The organism is Psychrobacter sp. AOP7-C1-14 (genome assembly GCF_052376135.1).
GTDB lineage: Bacteria > Pseudomonadota > Gammaproteobacteria > Pseudomonadales > Moraxellaceae > Psychrobacter.
The window spans coordinates 61,087-84,685 of sequence record NZ_JBQSVH010000002.1 but is presented as its reverse complement, the minus strand read 5'-3'; the positions used below and the strand labels follow the sequence as shown (position 1 = coordinate 84,685).

The 23,599-nt window shown below is 38.2% G+C and carries 18 protein-coding genes; all 18 read left to right on the top strand.

From position 1 onward, the window contains the following. The first annotated feature begins 652 nt into the window (after window positions 1–652). On the top strand, window positions 653–1,039 hold the full coding sequence (gene sdhC / locus ACT3QN_RS03095; RefSeq protein WP_444519958.1) for a succinate dehydrogenase, cytochrome b556 subunit: 387 nt from the start codon (window positions 653–655) through the stop codon (window positions 1,037–1,039). 2 nt (window positions 1,040–1,041) lie between these two features. Further along, on the top strand, window positions 1,042–1,446 hold the full coding sequence (gene sdhD, locus ACT3QN_RS03090; protein ID WP_444528947.1) for a succinate dehydrogenase, hydrophobic membrane anchor protein: 405 nt from the start codon (window positions 1,042–1,044) through the stop codon (window positions 1,444–1,446). A 351-nt stretch (window positions 1,447–1,797) separates the two neighbouring features. Further along, window positions 1,798–3,648: a succinate dehydrogenase flavoprotein subunit gene (sdhA, locus tag ACT3QN_RS03085; protein WP_444519957.1), complete on the top strand. Its 1,851-nt coding sequence runs from the start codon at window positions 1,798–1,800 to the stop codon at window positions 3,646–3,648. 224 nt (window positions 3,649–3,872) lie between these two features. Further along, the gene (locus tag ACT3QN_RS03080) at window positions 3,873–4,583 is read left to right on the top strand and encodes a succinate dehydrogenase iron-sulfur subunit (RefSeq protein ID WP_444523554.1); all 711 of its coding nucleotides are present in this window, start codon (window positions 3,873–3,875) and stop codon (window positions 4,581–4,583) included. Between the two features lie 930 nt (window positions 4,584–5,513). Then, window positions 5,514–8,393 carry a 2-oxoglutarate dehydrogenase E1 component gene (locus tag ACT3QN_RS03075; protein ID WP_444528859.1) on the top strand — a complete coding sequence of 960 codons (2,880 nt, stop codon included), beginning with the start codon at window positions 5,514–5,516 and terminating at the stop codon, window positions 8,391–8,393. 155 nt (window positions 8,394–8,548) lie between these two features. Next, window positions 8,549–9,796, top strand: a complete 1,248-nt coding sequence (gene odhB, locus ACT3QN_RS03070; RefSeq protein WP_444528858.1) for a 2-oxoglutarate dehydrogenase complex dihydrolipoyllysine-residue succinyltransferase — start codon at window positions 8,549–8,551, stop codon at window positions 9,794–9,796. Window positions 9,797–10,056: 260 nt separating this feature from the next. Next, the gene (gene lpdA, locus ACT3QN_RS03065; RefSeq protein ID WP_444523551.1) at window positions 10,057–11,511 is read left to right on the top strand and encodes a dihydrolipoyl dehydrogenase; all 1,455 of its coding nucleotides are present in this window, start codon (window positions 10,057–10,059) and stop codon (window positions 11,509–11,511) included. A gap of 158 nt (window positions 11,512–11,669) precedes the next feature. Beyond that, window positions 11,670–12,836, top strand: coding sequence for an ADP-forming succinate--CoA ligase subunit beta (gene sucC / locus ACT3QN_RS03060; protein ID WP_444523550.1), 1,167 nt, complete (start codon window positions 11,670–11,672; stop codon window positions 12,834–12,836). A gap of 151 nt (window positions 12,837–12,987) precedes the next feature. Next, window positions 12,988–13,863, top strand: coding sequence for a succinate--CoA ligase subunit alpha (gene sucD / locus ACT3QN_RS03055; RefSeq protein WP_444528857.1), 876 nt, complete (start codon window positions 12,988–12,990; stop codon window positions 13,861–13,863). 105 nt (window positions 13,864–13,968) lie between these two features. Beyond that, window positions 13,969–15,087 carry a UDP-N-acetylglucosamine 2-epimerase gene (gene neuC / locus ACT3QN_RS03050; RefSeq protein ID WP_444528856.1) on the top strand — a complete coding sequence of 373 codons (1,119 nt, stop codon included), beginning with the start codon at window positions 13,969–13,971 and terminating at the stop codon, window positions 15,085–15,087. A gap of 14 nt (window positions 15,088–15,101) precedes the next feature. Next, window positions 15,102–15,791 (top strand): acylneuraminate cytidylyltransferase family protein, encoded by a 690-nt coding sequence (locus ACT3QN_RS03045; RefSeq protein ID WP_444528855.1) that lies wholly within the window; start codon window positions 15,102–15,104, stop codon window positions 15,789–15,791. Next, a complete protein-coding gene (locus ACT3QN_RS03040; protein ID WP_444528854.1) occupies window positions 15,788–16,831 on the top strand; it encodes an N-acetylneuraminate synthase family protein in 1,044 nt (347 codons plus the stop codon). The genes ACT3QN_RS03045 and ACT3QN_RS03040 overlap by 4 nt, the downstream gene beginning before the upstream one ends. 14 nt (window positions 16,832–16,845) lie before the next feature. Next, window positions 16,846–17,124, top strand: coding sequence for a hypothetical protein (locus tag ACT3QN_RS03035; protein WP_444528853.1), 279 nt, complete (start codon window positions 16,846–16,848; stop codon window positions 17,122–17,124). Between the two features lies 1 nt (window position 17,125). Then, on the top strand, window positions 17,126–18,811 hold the full coding sequence (locus tag ACT3QN_RS03030; protein WP_444528852.1) for an HAD-IIIC family phosphatase: 1,686 nt from the start codon (window positions 17,126–17,128) through the stop codon (window positions 18,809–18,811). Then, window positions 18,804–19,808: a hypothetical protein gene (locus ACT3QN_RS03025; protein WP_444528851.1), complete on the top strand. Its 1,005-nt coding sequence runs from the start codon at window positions 18,804–18,806 to the stop codon at window positions 19,806–19,808. The genes ACT3QN_RS03030 and ACT3QN_RS03025 overlap by 8 nt, the downstream gene beginning before the upstream one ends. Continuing rightward, entirely contained in the window at window positions 19,805–20,752 is a 948-nt protein-coding gene (locus ACT3QN_RS03020) for a polysaccharide deacetylase family protein (protein ID WP_444528850.1), read from the top strand. Before ACT3QN_RS03025 ends, ACT3QN_RS03020 begins: the two co-directional genes overlap by 4 nt. Before the next feature lie 3 nt (window positions 20,753–20,755). Further along, complete coding sequence (locus ACT3QN_RS03015; RefSeq protein ID WP_444528849.1) at window positions 20,756–22,396, top strand: hypothetical protein; 1,641 nt, start codon at window positions 20,756–20,758, stop codon at window positions 22,394–22,396. Continuing rightward, a complete protein-coding gene (locus ACT3QN_RS03010; RefSeq protein ID WP_444528848.1) occupies window positions 22,397–23,599 on the top strand; it encodes a DUF6716 putative glycosyltransferase in 1,203 nt (400 codons plus the stop codon).

The window sequence follows — 23,599 nt, the reverse complement described above, 5'->3', positions numbered from 1 at the left end:
CGGATTAGAGTTTGTCATAATAATGACTATTGAAACCAGTGTTATCTTTACTCATTCATTTATTGATTAAATATGTATATATTCTTACTGAATGGATAAATTTGTAATTATCGCTCAGGCATTTTATAATTGTAGGAATTAACTGGCACTGGCTTTGCGCAAATTAATAAATGACCATGATATAGTGTCGCTCAGAGCGTCTTGTATTTATGCTTATTTTACGATTGTCTGGTGTTACGATAGACCAAACCGCATTCTATGGTTTGAATTTTCTTCTTAACCAATCTTTTTCATCTGTTTGGTACAGTATTTTAAGTGCTTAACACAAGGTCTGTCCTGATATAGAAGACATAGTAACGTTGTCTTGCTGTTCATACGACCTCTAAAATAGACTGGTTAGTCGATGTTACTCATGTTTATTCTCTTTGTTGTATAATAGATAGGTTGTTTGATAGGCCTGTCGATTCGACAAGCGACATTGAACAGTCTATCAATACCTTTGTATACATGATCCTTTCTTCATGTTTAGCGCAAACTAAACGAAGTCAGCTAGCTCTTCCTTACTTTATTCGTCTCGTGTGTTGCTCAATGCTTAATTGACACTATTTATGTCAGGCGTTGATAGCAGATACAGGAGTATAACCGCAAAAGGATGCCCGCTGTGAAAAGCAACCGACCTATTGATCTGCCTATAAGCCAAGTGATTAGCGTTAATCGCTCACCGATCGCGATCGCCTCTATCTTGCATCGTATCTCTGGCATTATTTTATTTTTATTGATTCCTGTCATGTTATGGCTACTACAGAACTCATTGGCATCGCCTGAGAGTTTTGCGACCGTATTTGACAACGTACTTGTGCGCTTTTTGGCATGGATATTTGTTGCCGCTATCGCATATCATTTTGTGATGGGTATCAAACATTTATTTGCTGATATGGGCATGAATGAAGAGCTGAAATCTGGCCGCACTGCGTCTGTGGTTAGTTTTGTGATTGCAGCGATTTTAGTTGTCGCGTCATTTATATGGGTGATGTTCTAATGATAAAAAATGATTCAGGAATCAAAAGTGCTACTGGTCTGACAGGTTCAGGCTCACGTGATTGGATTGTCCAACGTATTAGTGCCGTCGTTTTAGCCTTATATAGTGTGGTATTGCTGGGCTTCTTTTTGACCCATGGCGATGTTACCTATCTCGAATGGTCATCATTTATGACCAGCTTACCGATGCGTCTATTCAGCTTGGTTGCAGTACTTGCACTAGCAGGCCATGCCTGGGTTGGTATGTGGACAGTTTTCACTGACTATATTACGTCTGGCAAGATGGGCGAAAGTGCGCCAAAATTACGTCTGATATTACAGACTTTAATGATTATCGCTATTTTAGTATTTCTATTTTGGGGCATCATGATTTTTTGGGGTAACGGTTTCGGTATCGCTGCCGTTTAACCATCTCATAAAAAGCTCTGATATCTATATATAACGACGAATGCATTCAACGGGTACATTAGTTGCAAAGTATTCTAAAGACATTCGTTGATAGCCAAGAATAGTCATAGCATTGGGCAGTTTCTGACTTAAGCGGTCATTTAAAGACAGCTAATCAATTTGAAAGTAAATGAAACTGGCCTAATATAACGATAGATATGCAAATTAAGTGGCCAAAGGTTGTTTGCGTCATCGTATTAGATCATTGCATTTAACGGCTGAATAAATATGACATTTAGCCCTGCAATAAAGTGATGCTTTATACACCTTTTTATTTAATTCTAAGCATTAACAGGCATTAGGAAAACCATAATGGCAACTAGACAAGATAATACCATTAGTAATATCAAGACCCTAAACTACGATGCAGTTATCGTTGGTGGTGGCGGCTCAGGTATGCGTGCTTCATTGCATTTAGCGGAAGCGGGCATGAAGGTTGCAGTCCTGACCAAAGTATTCCCAACACGTTCGCACACTGTTGCCGCACAGGGCGGTATCGGTGCAAGTTTGGGTAACATGAGTAATGACAACTGGCACTTTCACTTTTATGATACCGTCAAAGGATCAGATTGGTTAGGTGACCAAGACGCTATCGAATATATGTGCCGTGAAGCGCCGAAAGTTGTGTATGAGCTTGAGCACATGGGTATGCCGTTTGACCGTAACGAAGACGGTACGATTTATCAGCGTCCGTTCGGTGGTCACACGTCTAACTATGGCGAAAAAGCAGTACAACGTGCTTGTGCCGCAGCTGACCGTACAGGTCATGCATTACTACATACGCTATATCAGAAAAATCTAGAGCAGGGCACTGAGTTCTTTATTGAATGGATCGCGCTTGATTTGATCAAAGACGAAGCTGGTAACATCAACGGTGTCGTAGCGCTTGAGCAAGAGACTGGTACTATTGCTGTATTCCAGTCACCAATCACTGTCTTAGCAACTGGTGGTGCTGGTCGTATCTTTGCCGCTTCTACCAATGCTTATATTAATACTGGCGACGGTATTGGCATGGCAGTACGTGCTGGTATTCCATTACAAGACATGGAATTTTGGCAGTTCCATCCAACGGGTGTTCATGGTGCAGGTGTACTATTGACTGAAGGTTGCCGCGGTGAAGGCGCTATCTTGCGTAACAAAGACGGCGAAGCGTTCATGGAGCGTTATGCGCCAACTGTGAAGGATTTGGCACCACGTGATCTCGTATCACGTTCAATGGACCAAGAGATCAAAGAAGGTCGCGGCTGTGGTCCTAACGCTGACCATATCGTAATGGATATGACGCATCTAGGCGTTGAAACTATTATGAAGCGTCTACCGTCAGTATTCGAGATTGGTAAAAACTTCGCCAACGTTGATATCACTAAAGAACCAATTCCAGTAATCCCAACTATTCACTACATGATGGGTGGTATTCCAACGACTATTCATGGTCAAGTGATTGTACCGGATCTCGAGTCGGGTACTGATGAAGATGGCCTATATGCAAAAGGCAATGTCGTTAAAGGTCTTTATGCAATCGGCGAATGTGCGTGTGTAAGTGTACATGGTGCTAACCGTCTAGGTACAAACTCGCTACTAGATCTATTGGTGTTTGGTCGTGCAGCTGGTAAGCATATCGTTGATGAGTTCCATCATGCAGATCATAACTACAAGCCACTTGATCCTCGCGTACTTGACTTTACAGTGCAGCGTTTAGACAAGTTGCAACAGTCTACTGAAGGCTACAATGCGCAAGACGTGGCTGATGAGATTCGTGCTACTATGCAAAAACACGCCAGTGTATTCCGTACACAGGCGATGATGGACGAAGGCGTTGAGAAGATTTTAGCGCTAGGTGAGAAGATCGAAAAAATCCATCTTGGTGATAAGTCTCAAGTGTTTAACACAGCACGTATTGAAGCATTCGAAGTTGCTAACTTGTACGAAGTAGCAAAAGCAACAATGATATCGGCTGCTACCCGTCACGAAAGTCGCGGTGCGCACAGTGTATCTGACTATGATCGTCCAGAAGATGATGATTACGCACCTAACGGCCGTAATGACCATGATTGGATGAAGCATACTTTATGGTACTCTGAAGGCAATCGCATTATTTATAAGCCAGTACGTAAAGTGCCATTAACTGTTGATTATATTGAGCCAAAAGTTCGCGTCTACTAATTTTAGACCACGTACTTTGTGCATAATCGATATATAGCAGCAGTGTTAACGTTTTATCCCTTATTAATTTTATTAAAAAGGTGACCGCCAGCTACATGCTTATGCCAGCGCTAGTACGCTATTAATCAGTATCCGATATTAATTATTAATAGTGGTTAATAGTTAGCGCAGACATGTTGCAATCTTTGTATGCCCGCCATCACCTACGTGTGGAGTTTAGCATTATGAGCCGAGGTACTCGCACCATCGAAATCTATCGCTACGATCCTGATGTGGACGCAGCGCCGCGTATGCAAACTTATACGATTGAGCTACTTGAATCTGATCGTATGTTGCTTGACGTATTATTACGCCTAAAGAAAGAAGATGAAACGCTTACTTTCCGTCGCTCTTGCCGCGAAGGTATTTGTGGTTCTGACGGCATGAATATCAATGGTAAGAATGGTCTAGCATGTTTAATCAACATGAACACGCTACCAGAAAAAGTAACGGTTCGTCCGTTACCTGGTCTGCCAGTAGTTCGTGACTTGGTTGTTGATATGAATCAGTTCTATGAGCAATATGAGAAAGTACACCCGTACTTAATCAACGATCAACCAGCACCGCCGACTGAGCGTTTACAGTCACCTGAACAGCGTGAGAAACTAAACGGTTTGTACGAGTGTATTCTATGTGCTTGCTGTTCAACCAGCTGCCCATCTTTCTGGTGGAATCCTGACAAGTTCTTAGGCCCATCAGCATTGCTACATGCTTATCGTTTCGTCGCTGATAGCCGTGATGGTGATACTCAAGCGCGTTTGGCTCGCCTAGACGACCCGTTTAGCTTGTTCCGTTGTCGCGGTATCATGAACTGTGTATCAGTTTGTCCAAAAGGCTTGAACCCAACCAAAGCTATTGGTCATCTACGTAGTATGTTGATTGATCAGGCTGGTTAAACGGAGTTAATTGCTTTTTATAGTTATCATATAAACAACACCACCTATTCATTAGGTGGTGTTTTTTGTTAGCTAAAAAGTTAATATATAAACTCGTTACTGTCGCTAATGCATTCTTTAAGTAAAAAAATTTACGAATATGACAAGTTGAAAGAAAATTGATAAGTAATCTAAGGGTAAAACTGTATGGTCAATACGTTGGTCGTATGTAAGAAGACATAATATATAAACAATCAACCTATATAATCGAATATAGACATAGTCGAATTTTGGTACAATGATATTATTTATTTAATGATACGATTGAAGCATCTTTTTTAGCTATTGATAGCTGTTGTTCAAGCATATCATGGCATTATCAGGCTAAAATACTATGCGTAGAATGATTATACGTTTATAATTGATGGTAGATATTCATTACCTAAATACTTAGTATTGAACAAACAAACTATGTCGTAAAAAATGGGCATGATAGTCTATACAGCAATGTATGTCTGTCTGAAAAAGCTAGATTTATCAGCCAATATCAAGACTTATAAAGCAGTTTAGCAATAATAGGCAATTTATAAGTTAACTGAAAATATAATTATCTATTAATAGCTTATCATTAGTAGATATGTTGGTTATGGCTCAAAGAAGTATATATAAATTAATGTTGTGAAACGAGCCAGATGAGAAAACTGAGCGTTCACAAATAATTTTATTTCTAGACGGGTATTGCAATAAGACTTGCTGCCACTATTTAGAATCACTTGTTCTTGTAGACAATGACAGTAGTATTTTATGGTGACGGCAATACTTAAGGATAAAAGTGTTTTATCGAACAGTATTTGACAGGATATGACACATTGTTTAACTGCCTGAGCGTACAACGACTGACACAATAATAAGCACGATTCCATTCATTTATCTATCAAATAGACGATTATTATGAATAGTATAACCAAAGAAAAATCCGACCAAGCACATACCGAACTGGCTGCAGATAACGCCATCTATATAGAAGCTCTCTACGAGCAATACCTCACAGACCCTGATAGTGTCGATACTGACTGGCAGACGTACTTTGAACAGTACAAGTCTCAAAACGATGCCCAGCATAATGCTATCAAAGATCAATTCTTGCTACTTGCTCGTAATCAAACGGCAAATAAGAGTAGTGGTACTGATAACAACACCAATAGTGGTTCCGTCGATTGCGATCCTAAGCAGATGGGTGTGCAGCAGTTAATCTCAGCATACCGTCGTCGCGGTCATCGCCGTGCTAAGCTTGATCCTTTAGATCTGCATCCACGTGCAGAAGTAGAAGATTTAACGCTTGCTTATCACAACTTGTCAGAAGCTGATCTCGATACTGTATTCCCAACCAATGATTTAGTTATCGGTAAAGATGAAGCAACGCTACGTGAAATTATTGAGATTATGGAGCGTGTTTACTGCGGCCACATTGGTGTCGAGTACATGCATGTTACCACCAGCACAGAAAAGCGCTGGATGGAAGAATACTTAGAGACCAATCTAGGCTATATCAAATTTGATAAAGAAAAGCGTCTGTCTATTCTTGAGCGATTAACCGCTGCTGAAGGTTTAGAGAAATACCTTGCTCGTAAATATACGGGTGTTAAGCGTTTTGGTTTGGAAGGTGGTGAAAGCTTCATTCCTGCTATCAATGAAATCATCCAACGTGCTGGTGGTTATGGCACAAAAGAGATGGTCATCGGTATGGCGCACCGGGGTCGCTTAAACCTACTGGTTAATATTTTGGGTAAAAACCCTGCAGACTTATTTGATGAGTTTGATGGTAAAGTACAGCCAGAAAAAGGCTCAGGTGATGTCAAATATCACAATGGTTTCTCATCTAATGTGATGACACCAGGCGGCGAAGCACATTTGGCTCTAGCATTTAACCCATCACATCTTGAGATTGTCGCGCCAGTATTACAAGGTTCAGTACGTGCTCGTCAAGTACGCCGCAATGATCAGCCTTCATTAGATAATACTGGTGGCAACTCAGTACTTCCTATCGTTATCCATGGTGATGCAGCTTTTGCTGGTCAAGGCGTGGTTCAAGAAACTTTCCAGATGTCACAAACCCGTGCTTACACCACTGGCGGTACTGTGCACGTCGTAATCAATAACCAAGTTGGCTTTACGACTAGCCGTCAAGAAGATGTTCGTTCAACTGAATACTGTACTGACGTTGCTAAGATGGTTCATGCTCCTATCCTACATGTGAACGGTGATGATCCTGAAGCAGTGGTATTTGCTGCTCAGCTAGCATTAGATTATCGCCATAAATTTGATAAAGATATCATTATTGACTTGTTTTGTTATCGCCGTAATGGCCATAACGAAGCCGATGAGCCTTCTGCAACTCAGCCATTGATGTATGCAATTATCAAAAAAATTCCTACCACCCGTACCCTTTATGCAAAGAAACTTATTGCAGAAGGTATCCTGAACTCGGAAGAAGAAAAGCAATACGAAGATGATTATCGTGAGTCGTTAGACCGTGGTGATTATGTTGTTAGTTCATTGGTTAAAGAGCCTAATGAGCAGTTGTTTGTAGACTGGAAACCTTATCTAGGTCATGACTTGGTTGATGAGTGGGATACCAGTGTTGATATTGAGAAGCTCAAAGGTTATGGGCGCCGTATGGCCGAAATGCCAGAAGGCTATAAGCTACAGCGTCAGGTTCAAAAAGTAGTTGATCAGCGTTTGGCTATGCAGACTGGTGAAGAACCGCTTAACTGGGGTGCAGCTGAGACATTGGCTTATGCGTCACTAGTTGATAACGACGACGTATTAGTACGTATTACTGGTGAAGATGTTGGCCGTGGTACTTTCTCGCATCGTCATAGTGAAATCTATAACGTAAACGATGGCAGTATGTATGTGCCGTTGGCTCACATGAGCGAGAAACAAGCGCGCTTTGCGACTTACAATTCGCTACTATCAGAAGAGGCAGTGCTAGCCTTTGAATATGGCTATGCAACCACAGTACCGAATGCATTGATCGTTTGGGAAGCACAGTTTGGTGATTTTGTTAACGGTGCTCAGGTTGTTATTGACCAGTTTATCTCAAGCGGCGAGACCAAATGGCAACGTGTTTGTGGTCTGACTATGTTGTTACCGCATGGTTTCGAAGGTCAGGGCCCTGAGCATTCTTCTGCACGTCTAGAGCGTTTCTTACAGCTATGTGCTGAAGACAATATGCAGGTGATCACGCCAACGACTCCAGCGCAAATCTATCATGCCTTACGTCGTCAAGCGATACGTCCTATTCGTAAGCCATTGATCGTTATGTCACCGAAGAGCTTGTTACGTCATAAATTAGCAACTTCAAATCTGGAAGAACTTGCCAATGGTAAGTTTGAAACCGTAATTTCAGAGATGGACGATCACAACGCTGATAAAATAACTCGTATGGTGGTATGTGGTGGCAAGGTTTATTACGACTTGCTTGAGCAGCGCCGTGCGTTAGGCCTTGAGCATGTGGCTATTGTTCGTATTGAGCAATTGTATCCATTGCCAGAGAAGCGTCTAATCGCTGAAATCGAGAAATACAGTAACCTAACGGAAATCGTATGGACGCAAGAAGAGCCATTGAACCAAGGTGCTTGGTATTACTTGGCACCGCATATGTTCCGTATTGTCGTACCACATCCAACTAAAGCAAAAGTCATGGAGCCAGTTGCACGTCCACCTAGTGCGGCACCTGCAACAGGATCACCAAAACTGCACGCTCAACAACAGCAAGCACTCATTGCTGGTGGTCTTGGCATAAGTGTTGATGAACTAGCTCAGTAATACTTTGTCTAATCAAAATTTTATAGAAGATAAATGAATCAGGCGATGACAGTCAGTGTTTTTTAATAAAATATAAGCGAAGTTATTAGAAGATTATCGACTGTCTATCACGACTTAATAATAAGTATGAATATCCAAATCTAAGGAGTATATCGATGGCTGATATCAAAGCCCCCGTTTTTCCAGAATCGGTTGCTGATGGCACAATCGTTGAGTGGCATGTTGCTGAAGGTCAACAAGTTAATCGTGATGACCTATTGGCTGAAATTGAAACTGATAAAGTTGTATTGGAAGTTGTAGCACCTGATGATGGTGTATTGACCAAAATCGTAAAGCAAGTTGACGATACTGTATTGTCTGACGAACTGATTGCTGAATTTGAAGCTGGTGCAAGTGCTGACGCTGGCGCATCAGAAGCGCCAGCAGCGGATTCAGATCAATCAGCTGCGCCAGCTCAAGAAAAACAAGCTGCTGATGGTGGTGAACCTGTTCAAGCAACAGATAAGAAAGGCGAAGCTGATCATAAAGATCAGAGCCCAGCCGTTCGCAAAGCAGCAAAAGAGTCAGGTGTAGATCCTAAAGAAGTTGAAGGTAGTGGTCGCGGTGGTCGTGTAACCAAAACTGATATGGCTAACCCAACATTGAAATCAGACAGCAGCATTAAATCTGATAGTGGCCGTCCTGTTGCTGAGTCAATGGGTGAGCGTACTGAAAAACGTGTTCCAATGACTCGTCTTCGTAAGCGTGTTGCTGAGCGTTTATTATCAGCATCACAAGATACAGCGATGTTGACGACGTTTAACGAAGTGAACATGAAGCCATTGATGGACATGCGCGCTAAGTACAAAGAGAAGTTTGAAAAACGTCATGGCGTACGTTTAGGCTTTATGTCATTATTCGTAAAAGCAGCAACAGAAGCATTGAAACGTTTCCCAGCAGTGAACGCTTCTCTAGACGGTGATGACATTGTTTATCATGGTTTCTATGATATCGGTGTAGCAGTATCTTCAGATCGCGGATTGGTTGTTCCAGTACTACGTGATACTGATCGCATGAGCATGGCTGATGTTGAAGGCACTATCCGTGAGTTTGGTGGTAAAGCACAGCAAGGTAAACTTGGTCTCGAAGACATGACTGGCGGTACTTTCACTATTTCTAACGGTGGTGTATTTGGTTCATTAATGTCAACACCTATTTTGAACCCACCACAAACTGCTATTCTAGGTATGCATGCTATCAATGACCGCCCAATGGCTGTCGATGGCAAAGTTGAAATCTTACCAATGATGTACCTAGCGCTATCTTATGACCATCGTATGATCGATGGCAAAGAAGCAGTACAGTTCTTAGTAACTATCAAAGAATTGGTCGAAGACCCAGCAATGCTACTACTAGACCTGTAAGCTTCTAAGCTTGTATTGGCAACCGCTGATACAAGCTTTTTAACTTTGGTATAGATAATGATTTTTACTAATCAGCGATTACCTAGTGCGCTGATAACTGTATTTAAATGAATTTATAATGGTGACTTGCTATCGATTATCGATAAGGAAGTCTTCGTCACTGATACAGTGTATTAACTGTTCAGTGTAGATGACGCTGATCTAACAGCGAAATGACAACCAGTTTAAATGACACATACAATTAAAAATAGGAACGTACTATGAAAGACAATTATGATTTAGTCGTCATTGGCGGCGGTCCTGGTGGTTACGAAGCAGCTATTCGTGCAGGCCAGCTTGGTATGAGTGTTGCTTGTATTGAAAAGCGCGTTTATAAAGGTGAGCCAGCACTTGGCGGTACTTGCTTAAACGTTGGTTGTATCCCATCAAAAGCCCTACTTGATAGCTCACATCGTTATGAAGCGACTAAGCATGACCTTGACGAGCACGGTATCAGTACTGGTGACGTTGCTATCGATATCGAGCAAATGATTGCTCGCAAAGAAGGCATTGTTAAGCAGCTAACTGGCGGCGTTGCAGCATTGCTAAAAGGCAATGGTGTTGACTGGCTACAAGGCTGGGGTACTCTAGTTGACGGTAAAGGCGCTGATAAAAAAGTCAAATTTACTGCGTTAGAAGACGAAAGCGAAACGACCATCACTGCTAAGAATGTCATTCTTGCAGCAGGTTCTGTGCCTATCGAGATTCCTGTTGCCAAAACTGACGGTGACCGCATTGTTGATTCAACTGGTGCACTTGATTTCACCGAAGTACCTAAACGTTTAGGCGTTATCGGTGCTGGCGTTATCGGTCTTGAGCTTGGTTCAGTATGGCGTCGCTTGGGTGCAGAAGTAGTTGTCTATGAAGCGCTTCCTAGTTTCCTAGCTGCTGCTGACAAAGATATCTCAAAAGAAGCTGGCAAAATGCTGAAGAAGCAAGGTCTTGATATCCGTGTTGATACCAAAGTAACCAACGCTGAAGTTCAAGGTGACCAAGTTGTCGTCACTAGCGAAAATAAAGGCGAGTCGAGCGAAGAGAGCTTTGATAAGCTAATCGTTTGTGTTGGCCGCCGTGCTTATTCTGAGAAGCTACTTGGAGAAGACAGCGGTATCACGTTGACTGAACGTGGCCTTATCGATGTTAACGACCAGTGCAAAACCAATCTTGATGGCGTTTACGCTATCGGTGATTTGGTCCGTGGTCCTATGCTTGCGCATAAAGCGATGGAAGAGGGCATGATGGCTGTTGAGCGTATTCATGGCGAAAAACCTCAAGTTAACTATGATACCATCATCAATGTCATTTATACTCACCCAGAAATCGCATGGGTAGGTTTGACTGAGCAAGAAGCTGAAGAAGCTGGCTATGAAGTTAAAACAGGTTCTTTCAACTTAGCTGCTAACGGACGTGCACTAGCACAGAGTGAAGCACAAGGTTCTGTGAAAGTCGTTGCTGATGCTAAAACAGATCGTCTGTTAGGTATGCACGCTATCTCTGCTGGTGCTGGTGATATTGTCCATCAAGGTATGATCGCGATGGAGTTTGTCTCTAGTGTCGAAGATTTGCAGTTGATGACATTTGCTCACCCAACTATTTCAGAAGCAGTGCATGAAGCTGCTTTGTCTGCAGATGGCCGTGCTATTCACGCTATCCAGCGTAAAAAGCGTAAAAAATAAGTCGTTGCTAATTTAGTTGTTATCGATTTACAACCTGATTGGGGTATCGCTATTTTGGTGATGCCACAATCATGAGTGCGTCAGACGTATGATTAATATGTATATGTACGCACTTGATTTCACTTTTTATTAATTGTAAAAAATAAAGGATACAATCAATGAATTTACATGAGTATCAAGCAAAAGAGCTATTAAAAAGCTACGGTTTGCCAATTCAAGAAGGCATCATTGCTCATAACGGCGAAGAAGCTGCTGCAGCTTTTGATAAAACCCCAACTGACATTGCGGTAATTAAAGCGCAAGTACATGCTGGTGGTCGCGGTAAAGCTGGTGGTGTAAAGCTGGTTAAAACTCGTGAAGAAGCTAAGCAAGTTGCTGAAGAGCTGATCGGTACTAACCTAGTAACGTTCCAAACGGATGCTGATGGCCAGCCAGTAAACTTTGTATTGGTTGCAGAAGACATGTACCCAGTACAAACTGAGCTATATCTTGGCGCAGTCGTTGATCGTGCAACTCGTCGTGTCACTTTCATGGCATCTACTGAAGGTGGTGTAGATATTGAAGAAGTAGCACACAGCACGCCAGAAAAAATCTTTAAAGTAAATGTTGATCCTTTAGTTGGTTTGATGCCTTTCCAAGCGCGCGACGTTGCGTTCAAACTTGGTCTAGAAGGCAAGCAAATCAATCAATTCGTTAAATTGATGACTGGCGCTTATAAAGCATTCGTTGAAAACGACTTTGCCCTAATGGAAATCAACCCATTGGCCGTTCGTGAAAATGGCGAAATCGTTTGTGTTGACGGCAAAATCGGTATCGATTCAAACGCTCTATATCGTCTGCCAAAAATTGCAGCACTACAAGACAAAACTCAAGAAAATGAGCGTGAGCTTAAAGCGGCTGAATTTGACCTAAACTATGTTGCCCTAGAAGGTAACATCGGTTGTATGGTTAACGGTGCTGGTCTTGCAATGGCGACTATGGACATCATCAAACTGTATGGCGGCAAACCTGCTAACTTCCTAGACGTTGGCGGCGGTGCAACTAAAGATCGCGTTGTTGAAGCGTTCAAAATTATCCTAGAAGACAGCAGTGTTGAAGGCGTTCTAATCAACATCTTCGGCGGTATCGTACGTTGTGACATGATTGCAGAAGCCATTATCGCTGCTATCAAAGAAGTTGATGTACAAGTACCAGTAGTTGTTCGCTTAGAAGGTAACAACGCTGAGAAAGGCGCACAAATCCTAGAAGAGTCTGGTCTGAAATTGATTTCAGCTCAAGGCCTTTCAAATGCGGCTCAAAAAATTGTCGATGCTGTAAAAGCTTAATAGATTTAAGGCATCGCCCTTTAAATATAAGCCTTTAAGCATAGTAGTCAACTTGTAATAGTGGTTTTGTAGCACAGACAGATTATCAAAATTTGGTGATAACAGTTATAGAGCTCACTATTACAAGACAACCGAATACAAGGAATAAATAATGAGTGTATTAATCGATAAAGATACCAAAGTATTGGTACAAGGTTTCACTGGTAAAAATGGTACGTTCCATTCTGAGCAAGCCATCGAATACGGTACTAAAGTCGTTGGTGGTGTAACGCCAGGTAAAGGCGGTCAAACGCACCTAGGCCTACCAGTATTTAACACTATGGCAGAAGCCATGGAAGCGACTCAAGCGGACGCTTCTGTTATCTACGTACCTGCACCATTCGTACTAGATTCTATCGTTGAAGCAATCGATGCTGGCGTTAAACTGATCGTAGTGATTACTGAAGGCGTACCGACTATCGATATGCTAAAAGCAAAACGCTATCTTGAAGAAGCTGGCGATGTACGTTTGGTTGGTCCTAACTGCCCAGGCGTAATCACGCCAGGTGAATGTAAAATTGGTATCATGCCAGGCCATATTCATCAGCCAGGTAAAGTGGGTATCATCTCACGCTCTGGTACATTGACTTATGAAGCAGTTGCGCAAACAACTAAACTTGGTTTTGGGCAGTCAACTTGTATCGGTATCGGTGGTGATCCTATCCCTGGTATGAACCAGATTGATGCACTGAAGCTATTCGAAGCTGATCCACAAACTGAAGCTATCATCCTAATCGGTGAGATCGGTGGTACTGCTGAAGAAGAAGCTGCTGCTTATATAAAAGACCATGTAACTAAGCCAGTTGTTGGTTATATCGCTGGTGTTACTGCTCCAGAAGGCAAGCGCATGGGTCATGCTGGCGCTATCATCTCTGGTGGTCAAGGTACTGCTGAAGAGAAGTTCAAAGCGTTTGAAGATGCTGGTATCGCGTATACGCGTGACCCATCTAAACTTGGTAACAAGCTACAAGAAGTTACTGGTTGGTAGAATAGGCATTAGTCTACAGTTAAACTACTAAATTTACATTGAAATACGACAAAGACACTCCTACAATGGGGTGTCTTTTTATTTTACTTAAGTGAAAATGTAATAATGAAAAAAATTCTATTCGTAACTGGTACAAGAGCAGACTTTGGCAAGATCAAAAGCTTAATGGACAAAGTCGAAGGTATGGAAGAGTTTGAGCTTCATGTCCTGGTGACAGGTATGCATATGATGAAATTATATGGCTCGACATTCAATGAGGTGAAAAAGCAAAACTATAAGAATAGCTATCTAATATCAAATCAACATACTGATGAGCCTATGTGTTCAGTATTATCTAATACGATTAGTATAATTTCACGATTAGTTAACTCTATAGATCCTGATATGATTGTTGTACACGGAGATAGAATAGAGGCATTAGCTGGCGCTACTGTAGGAGCCCTTAATCATATCCGTGTATGTCATATAGAGGGTGGAGAGCTGTCAGGTACTATTGATGATTCTATAAGGCACTCAATTACTAAACTTTCTCATATTCATATGGTTGCTAATGATGAAGCTAAGCAAAGACTGATACAAATGGGAGAGAATAAAAAGTCTATATTTATCATAGGGTCTCCTGACTTAGATATAATGGAATCAGGAAGTTTACCTAGTTTAGAAGCAGCAAAAAACCATTATGATATTACTTTTACTCGTTACAATATCGTAATGTTTCATCCTGTTACGAGTGAAGAGAAAGATATTGAAAAATATACTAGGAACTTATTTAAAGTACTCGATAGATCAGGTAAAAACTATGTAGTTATTTATCCTAACAATGATCCTGGTAGTCTAAAAATACTTGATGTAATCGATAAATATAAAGATTGTGAAAATTTCAGAGTTTTTCCATCAATTAGCTTCGAGTCTTTTTTAGTTCTTTTGAAAAACTCAGAGTTCATCATTGGTAATTCCAGTGCTGGTGTGAGAGAGGCTCCTTTTTACGGTTTGCCTAGCGTGAATATAGGTACTCGACAAAATTCTCGTTTTAGAGGACCTTCTGTATTGGATTGCGGATATTCACAGGAAGAAATTGAACAAGTCCTTACTCAAATAGACGAGCTTAATGTCGAAAAATCTACTTGGTTTGGTAAGGGAAACAGTACAGAGTTATTTCAGTCTCATATAGATAGTAAGAGAATGTGGGACATTCCTGTTCAAAAAGTCTTTGTAGACCTTTAAAGATAGGAAGATATATGAAATATAAATATGTAGCAGTGATTCCCGCTCGTGGTGGCTCAAAAGGTATCAAAGATAAAAATTTACAATTAGTAGGTGGTGTTTCATTATTAGCTCGAGCTATAAAATCTGCACAGCAGATAGATGATATTAGTAGGGTAGTTGTTTCTACAGACTCTGAGAGTATTGCAAAAGAGGCTATAAAATATGCTGCTGAAGTTCATAGAAGACGAGATTTGACCTCGTCAGATAGTGCGAAAACTATTGATGTTATAAAAGATATATACTGTGAAATGAGAATATCTGAGGAAATATGTGTTCTTTTACAACCTACTAGCCCATTGCGCCAAGTTAGTGACATACAAGCTTGTATAAATGAGTATAAAAAGAATTCTTTTTTAGGTTCCGTAGTTTCCGTAACACTATGCGATCATCATCCTTACAAAGTTCTTGTTCAAAATAGTGAAGGCGAAATGGCACCTATACGTAAAATGTCAGATTTGGAAGCCCCTAGACAGAAGTTACCAAAAGCTTTACGTGTTAATGGTGCAGTTTATATTAGCTCCTTCAAGGAGTTAATTAAAAACAATTCGTTTTTTAGTCACCCTACAAGTTTTTTTGAAATGGGTGAAAATGAATCTATTGATATTGATAACTACGAAGATTTAGAGAAAGCAAATTTAATTACTAAAGGTAAATTATTATGAAACCAAGTTTTAAAATAGGAAGTCGCAATATTGGCTATGACTTTGAACCGTTAGTTATTGCAGAAATCGGTATTAATCATGAAGGTTCTTTAGATGTTGCTAAAGAAATGGTTGATGCTGCACATCGAGCAGGTGCGGAAATGGTGAAACATCAAACCCATGTAGTAGAGGATGAAATGTCGGATGAAGCTAAATCTGTCATTCCTGGAAATGCTGATGTTTCTATTTATGAGATCATGGAACGCTGTGCGTTAAATGAAGAAGATGAAACTGCTCTCAAAGAGTATATTGAATCTAAGGGAATGCTGTTTATCAGTACACCTTTTTCTAGAGAAGCGGCTTATCGACTTGAACGTATGGGTGTGGAAGCTTACAAGATCGGATCGGGTGAGTGTAATAATTATCCGCTGATTAAGCTTGTTGCTTCGTTTGGTAAGCCTATTATCTTATCCACTGGTATGAATAGTATCGAAAGTATTCGTAAGTCTGTGGATATCTTAGAGGCCACGAAAGTTCCTTATTCACTTTTACATTGCACCAATGTATATCCCACTCCATATGAGTTAGTACGTTTAGGCGCTTTAGCTGAACTTGAAGAGGCATTCCCTAATGCTGTGATTGGCTTGTCCGATCACTGTGTAGATAATTATGCATGTTTAGGCGCTGTAGCATTGGGAGCTAGTGTATTAGAGCGACACTTTACGGATAGCTATGATAGAGCTGGACCGGATATAAACTGTTCTATGGATCCGGATGGTATGGCTGAACTTATTAAGGGTAGCAAAGCTATCGCCAAAGCTCGTGGTGGTTCGAAAGGTGCCGTTGCTGAAGAAAAAGTTACGAGTGACTTTGCATTTGCCTCTGTAGTTGCTTATAAAGATATAGAGGCAGGAGAAACATTAACGGAAGATAATCTTTGGGTACGTCGCCCTGGCACGGGAGATTTCTTAGTCGATCAATATGATTCACTAATTGGTAAAGTTGCTGAAAACAGTATTATTAAAGGTAGCCAGATTAAAGAAACAGATATTTCTATTTGAAGGAGCTGTAAGTAATGTTAGATAAAATTATAAATAATGCAATACAAAAGACGAATTTACAACTAAAAAATGAGCACCACATACAGAATGTCGATAGTCAACTTTTAATGAAAAAAGGCAGTAATGTTAGTTCGCTTGGACTAGCAATATTTATTTCTACGCTTGAAAGTGAAATTTCCAAAGAGACTGGCTTCAAGATTAAGCTGATAGACGCACTGAACACGGGAGCAGACGTTTCTTTCTTAGAAGACATAGGTAAGTTAAAGGCCTATTTGTCAAAGGAGGTTAAATAAGATGAATGTAACAGTTGTTTCAGACTTTAATTCAGAGCCTTTTGCCAACTTACTTAGTAATTATTTAGGTGAAGCTGAAGTAGTAAACATGCCTTATGGGCAAGTTTACCAAAACTTGATTAATATTATTAACGCTGCTGACAATAGTGAGCAGCTTGACATCGACTTTCTAGTAATATGGACTAGAGCAGAAAATCTCTTTCCTGAGTATCATAAAGCAGTAAAATTTGTTGATTGTAATATCAGTTCTCTAAATGAAGAACTAAACGATTTCATTTCTATATTACAAAAATGTTCTAAAGTTGTAAAAAATATTTTGATGTTTTCTTGGACAAAGCCACCGCAAAATTATCTGCATGGTATGCTAGATTATAAAACTTATGGCCCTCAATATTTAACCAATTATTTGAATAATAAGTTTACAGAGACGACTCAAGAGTACGGAAATATACATGTTGTAAATTTCAATGACCTTGTAGTAGGTCATAAAGAAAATGTATTTGATAATCAAATGAAACATCTAATAAAAATGCCATATAATTTGGACTTTCTTAAAAAAGTTTCAGAGTTCTTATTGTCTTGTATCGAAGGTGTATTGGGTAAGTCTAGAAGAGTGCTAGTATTGGACTTAGACAACACATTGTGGGGTGGAATCTTAGGAGACGATGGAACTGAAGGTATAAAAATTGGAGGCCATGATGCAGTTGGTGAAGCATTCTTAGATTTTCAGAAAGTTATTAAAACATTAAAAAATAGGGGAGTTGCATTAGCGATAGCCAGTAAAAACTATGAAGAAAATGCAATACATGCTTTAGAAAACAATCAAGAAATGCATCTGAAAAAAGATGATTTTTCAGCTTGGAGAATTAATTGGAAAGACAAAGCTGCTAATCTCGTAGAGATTGCGGAAGAGCTAAACTTGGGACTTAGCTCATTAGTATTTATAGATGACAACCCCGTAGAACGAGGTAGAGTTTCTGAAACATTGCCTGATGTTTACGTACCTGATTGGCCTGAGTCTCCAGCAGACTACGCTCAAGCATTGTTATCATTAACCTGTTTCAATGTATCTTCGATTAGTGATGAAGATAAAAAAAGAGTAGAAATGTTTGCTGCCGAGAAAGATAGAAAACAATTCAAAGAAAACTTGAGCCATGATGATTGGCTAAAGTCGATCAAGATAAATGTTGATCTTGAAGATATCAATGAAAATAATAAAAAAAGAATAGTTCAACTTTTAAATAAGTCGAACCAGTTTAATGCTATAAGCCGTAGGTTTTCTGAAGTAGAAATTGATAACTGGTTAGAAAAGCAGTCTAGGTATTGTTGGGCTTATCGTGTATCAGATAAATATGGTGAATCAGGGTTAACGGCTGTAGTTACTTTTGAGATATATGATAGTTGTTTACAAATATATGATTTTGTTATGAGTTGCCGAGTCATGGGAAGGAATATCGAAAATCTAGTTCTTAAGAGCATAATAGATTTTGCTATCATAAAAGATAAACCTGAAATCAGAATTAATTACGAAAAAACTGACAGAAATAAACCTATGAAAGATTTTTTAGAAAATAGATCTGGTTTTAGTAAAGTAGAAGATGTCTTTGTTTGGGATAACAGAAAAGAATATGGAGAATATTCATATATCCAGCTTAATGACACTAGATTGGGTACTCGTGATGATTGAATTTTGTGGAAAGGAAGATTCAACTAAAGTTATGCAGTTTATCAATGATTTTTGGAAAAAAGATCATATCTTAGCTACTAGCAAAGAAATGTTTGATTATCAATATTACGATCAAACAGCTGGTAGATATAATATGATTATATCTAAAGATGATAATAATGAACTGGAATGTGTTTTAGGTTTTATTCCTACTTCTCGGTTTAATAAAGCATTAGTCGAAAAAAACATCATATGGTTATCTCTATGGAAAAGTAGGGAAGATGCATCAAATCCATTTATAGGCATTATGGTATATTCTTTTTTACGTCAAAATTACGAGCATTCATTCATTGCAACAAATGGTATGAGCGCTATAGCTGAGCAATTATATGAGCATTTAGGATTCGAAGTTCAATCTCTTTATCACTTATATATAGCTAACCCTACTATTGATGATTTTAAAATAGCTCATAATCCAAAATTCAGTAATAATAATGCTGGCCTCTTATTTGAGCTGGAATTAGTTGACAGTGTTGAAATTCAAAGTATAAGCCGTCATGAAACCACTTGCTATAAAGATAGTACATATCTAATTAATAAATATTTAAATCATCCACACTATGTATATTCATTCTTTAACATTCCTGAAGAGGACTTAATAATAGTTTGTAGAGAAATTATTATAAAAAATAGAAAAGTCTTAAGAATTATAGATTTCTACGGTCGACCATCATCACTGATAAGAGTAAGTAAAAGCTTGGAATTTTTCATAATTAAGAATAATTATGAATATGTAGATATATTAATAAGTACTGATATAAGCAGTAGCGTTCAATCCAAGTTTATACTCAATAACACAGACTCCACAACTATAATACCCAATTATTTTGAGCCATTTGATTCTCGAAATGTGGAAATAAAATTCGCTATGCATCCAAAATTAATGGAAGGTTATTTTGTAACTAAAGGTGATGGAGACCAGGACAGGCCATCCTTAGTTAAGGAACGTAATATATGAAAGCGATAATGTATCATTATGTTAGGGAAGCAAGCCCTGAAATACCAAATTTTATACATCTCGATTATTCTGATTTTCAAAAGCAAATAGATTTTTTATCTAAAGAATATCATATATTAACTCAAGAAGAGTTTTATAACTGTTTAAGAACAGGTAATACGATTGATAAAGGAATTATACTCACTTTTGATGATGGATTAGCTGACCATTATAATTACGTATATCCTTATTTGAAAAGTAAAGGCCTTTGGGGAGTGTTTTTTATATCAACTCTTCCATTCATATCTAAAAAACTTCTTGATGTACATAGAACGCATTATTTACTTGGTAGATATGACGCAAGTATGCTGGTAGATTATATTAAAAGTATAATCACCAAAGACGATCTCATTGATGGTACGGATATAAAATTCACTTCAACGACTTACACAAATCAGTATTCTGATGAAAGTATTAAAGATTTTAAAAGAATAGTGAATTATCAGTTAAATCCTATTAAAAAAACGACTGTTCTCGATAAAGTCGTGAAACACTTCCTTGACCGTCCTGAAGAAGATTTAGCTAAAGCTTACTATTTATCTGAAAAAAATATTTCAGAGATGCAAGCCAATGGAATGGAAATTGGATGTCATGCACACTCTCATAACTTGCTTTCTAATTTAGAAGACAGTAGTCTTTTAGACGAACTGTCAATTGCAAATTCGTACCTAAAAAAACTACTAAACGTTGGGGAATTGAATGGTTTTTGTTTTCCTTATGGTGGAAAACAGTCTTATGATCAAAGAGTGCTAGATATACTTTCTCATCAAAACTATACGTATGGGTTCAGTGTAGACTCAAGGGATATTGATAGAACAGATATTATTAATAATAAATTTGAGTTGCCTCGATATGACTGTAACGAGTTTCCTCATGGGCAAGCAACATTCAATTTTAAGGGTTAGAGTATGAGTAAGTTAACTAAATTAATTAATGATCCATCTGTTTTTTTTAAGGATTCTTTTGAAAAAAGAATCTTGCTATTTAATAAAAACAAAAAAACAGAAAAGTCAAATAATAAAATAGCCGCTAAGCATAGTGATAAAGTAATTAAAAATAAAAGTAATACAAGAGTACAGAAAAAAATAGATAATAAAATACCTCAAGATATATATAATAGTTATTTACTAGAAGCAAAAACTAAAGTAGCTTTAAATAATTTTAAGTATGAAGATTTGAAATTGTGGCCGTTTCTTAGAGCTGAGCTGATGGTTCAACTAGAGCTAGCTTTTAATAAACAAGTTAGGGGTAGTAATTTTTTCAACCCTTATCAAACTCAATTATGTAGACCCGCAAATGTACCTTACGATATGGCTGACGACCTAGCTAAAAGCCGAGAATATATGTATCTAGCAGAAGATATAGCTTCTCAGGAAACGGATATACTTTTTTTTTCTAATTTAAATTCTACTGATCATGTAAAACATGGAGATAAAATCTATAATAGATTAATAGACCCACTTTTAGATGAGTTAAGTAAAGATTTTAAGTGCAAGAAAATTGAAATAATTAAAGCAACATCAAAAGCAGTAGATAAAGTACCTTTATACTATAAGCGCCCTATATGTGTTTTACCGCCGAACTTGTTTACGGCAGGTTATAGTAGTAGAGCAGAGTTTCCACACGGATTTTTAGAAAAACTTAAGAAAAGTATTCCAGTTATAGAGTTTACAGAAGCTAGAATGAATAGCTTTGTTGATTGGCAAATGCATATGATAGATTTCTATACAAAAATTCTTAGAAAGCTCAATCCGAAAATCATTATATTCCATCCTTATTACTATAATATACCTTTAATAACAGCAGCAAAAAGAATGAATATTCTAACAGCAGATCTTCAGCATGGTGTTATGCATGGATATAACAGTGTTCTCTATGATAACTGGCAAGAGCTGCCTATTGATGGGTATACAGCTTTACCAGATATTTTCTTTACATGGAGTGATAAAGAGGCTGATTATCTCAATAGATGTGTTTTTGATCAAAACCCACATCATAAAGCAATTCCTTTAGGTTACAAGTGGCTTGAATTTGAAACGAATAAGGACAATAAAATTGTTAAGATGATAGATAGTTGGAATTGTAATTATAAAGTATTAATATCCTTACAAAAAGATGCTCTGTTACCTAATAACATCCTCCAAATAATGAAAAAACAAGATGGAATTTTGTGGATAATAAGATCTCATCCTAAAGGCAATAAGATTAATGAGTCACAGGTTCAGGGTGTGAGTAATGTACTATTTGGAAATGTTATTGACGAGGTTTTAATCTCAGACTTATTCAAAACTGTAGATTTTAATATAACTCCAGGATCCACTACTGTTCTTGAAGCAGATTTTTACAATGTAAAGTCTTTTGTATATTCTAAAGAAGGTTTCCTAAATTACAAAGATTATATTGATAATGGACTAGTAAAATATATAGATTCAAATACGCAAAGTATTGATTTAGAAACGTTAAATGAATTCAGAAAAAAACCATCTATAGGGTATTTCAAATGTGGAATAGATACTAAGAAGATATTTGAAGAATTAATAGGCCTATGAATGGTTAATATTTTAATAATATCTGATACTGATTCTAGAGTAAACTGGTCCAAAGAATTAGCTACATCTTTGGCTAAATATTATTCTACAGCTTTAGTAAGTTTAGTATCTAAAGGTGATAAACCCTATGATTTGAATAGTTTGGACTCAAAAGAGGTTTGGAGAAAGCTGAAAGATGCAAGAATTTTGATTATTGCTCTAGGGGGAGGGGCAAACTACAAATGTATCAAGAAAGTTAGAAGTATATTTGAAACAAGTAAAGAGCCTAAACGACCTATAATTATTACTGGCTTTAATGGTATTACTGATCCACATAATATCCACTCTCTTAATTGTAGGCTAGGCTCTGATATAATTTGTGTAAATACTATTTTTGATTATGAAGTTTTTAATGAGTATCTCAGAAAACTAAGTTATCAACAGTCTCCATTGCATTTATTAGGGTTCTTACAAACTACAAGTACCATGAAAGTTAATTTTTTTCAAAGGTATGAGTGTTATGATCGAAAGTTAGTATTTATAGTCCAGCCAGATGTTCCCAATAGTTTGACCGAAAGGTTTTATATTATTGAAAACTTAGTTCAACTTGCGAAAAAAAATCCCAATTGGGGCGTGTTTATTAAGGCACGCTCACAAGTAGGTGAAACTAATGTTACACATCGAGAAAGCTATCCTTACGAAATAATATATGAAAATTTTGAACAGCTGGACAATATACATTTTATTTATGGAGACATGATGCTCATCCTAGACTCCTTAGTTGATAAAGATCTTGTCTTATCAGTAGGCTCGACGGTGATTATGCACTGCTTAAAGAAAGGTGTTAATGTTGGGGTAATATCAGATTTCGGTATTCGTGTAGACTACGGTACTGAGCACTTTGTAGGAAGTAATATTTTTATTGAGTTTAGTGCTGTTAATGAAATCAATATTCAAAAGTTAATACTGGATAAAAATTGGATGGAAAAGTATATTGATTTTAATACTGACGAGACAACAAGTCATTTGTATGATGTAGTTGAAAGTTTGTACAAGAAACAAAAAACTATATATAGTGCTTTGCCTTTTCCTAAAATGATTTATGGAGATAGCTTTTCAAAGTACTTATCCCTAGGATATTCTATCAAAAAGTCTGATAGGACTAATTTTAAGTTGTCTAGAAAGTATCCTATACTTTCAAAGCTTATTAGAAAATTCAAATAA